This window comes from Alcanivorax sp. HI0044, assembly GCF_001634945.1.
In genome coordinates this window covers 1-1,214 of sequence record NZ_LWEZ01001587.1, presented here as the reverse complement: position 1 = coordinate 1,214, position 1,214 = coordinate 1, and the positions used below count along the sequence as shown (strand labels likewise).

Annotated in this window: 1 protein-coding gene; it reads right to left on the bottom strand. The window is 59.9% G+C overall.

Annotated elements, in window-relative coordinates; translation table 11 throughout:
• Positions 1 to 858 (bottom strand): PhoH family protein (locus A3730_RS24065; RefSeq protein ID WP_063539135.1); only part of this gene is annotated, 858 nt, incomplete at its 3' end.
• Positions 859 to 1,214: the final 356 nt, after the last annotated feature.

The following is a 1,214-nucleotide window of genomic DNA, read 5'->3' as shown; positions in this document are numbered from 1 at the left end:
GCCGGAGCGTTGATGGCGGGGCAAATCCACCTGGGTTACGTCGCCGGTAATGACCGCGCGCGTACCAAAGCCGATCCGGGTAAGGAACATTTTCATCTGTTCCGGGGTGGTGTTCTGGGCTTCATCCAGAATCACGAAACTGTTGTTCAGGGTGCGCCCGCGCATGTACGCCAGCGGCGCCACTTCGATGACCATTCTGTCCATCAGCTTGGCCACTTTTTCAAAGCCGATCATCTCGTAGAGAGCATCGTAAAGCGGGCGCAGATAGGGATCGATTTTTTCCGCCAGGTCGCCGGGCAGAAAACCCAGTTTTTCACCGGCTTCCACCGCCGGGCGCACCAGCAGAATGCGTTGCACCTCGGCTTTTTCCAGGGCATCCACGGCGCAGGCTACGGCCAGCCAGGTCTTGCCGGTACCCGCCGGGCCCACGCCGAAATTGATGTCGTGTTTGCGGATCTGTTTGACGTATTCGCGCTGGTGCGCGCCGCGGGGCTTGATGCGTACCCGTTTGGTACGGATCAGTACGTCCTCGCCGGGAAACGGCACGGTGTTGTCTGCGCGGGCGTTACCGGCCTGGTCAGCCACGTTGGACTGTTGCAGGTGCAGGTGCACCATTTCCGGGGTCAGCTCGGTGCCGTCGCGGGTCTGGTCGTAGAGTTCACTGAGAATGGCCCCGGCCGCATCCACGGCGTCGGCGTCTCCGGCCAGGTGAAACTGGTTGCCGCGATTGAGGATTTCCACGTGCAGGCGCTGCGCGATCTGCTTGACGTGCTCATCCAGGCGGCCACAGAGGCTGGCCAGTCGACGGGAATCGTTGGGTTCGAGGCTGATGTGCTGTGAAACGAGTGGTGTGTCCAAGATGGAAAAGGTGGCCCTTCGGGCTGTTATGGTGGCTTTCAGAATACCCCGAAGCCAGGCTCCGGGGAAGCGAAATTACCGTTGCAGGCTAGCGATTCCGGGGCCTGCCAGCAAGGCAGGATTTGTCCCTGTCGGACAACCGGTGGTTTGTGGTTCCCACAAGCGCCTTACCCATATCACCTAAAACATTACCTCCTGTTACATCCGCCGGTTTCTTCTGCGGGTAATGGAAGCAGGACTCAGGGTCCTGCCCACCCGGCCTGCTGGCCGGAATGGATATCCATCAAGGAGAGAAGGCATGAATGCGAATGGCAAAGGTTTTATTTGGCTTTCACCGCTGGCCATGGCGGTGGCGC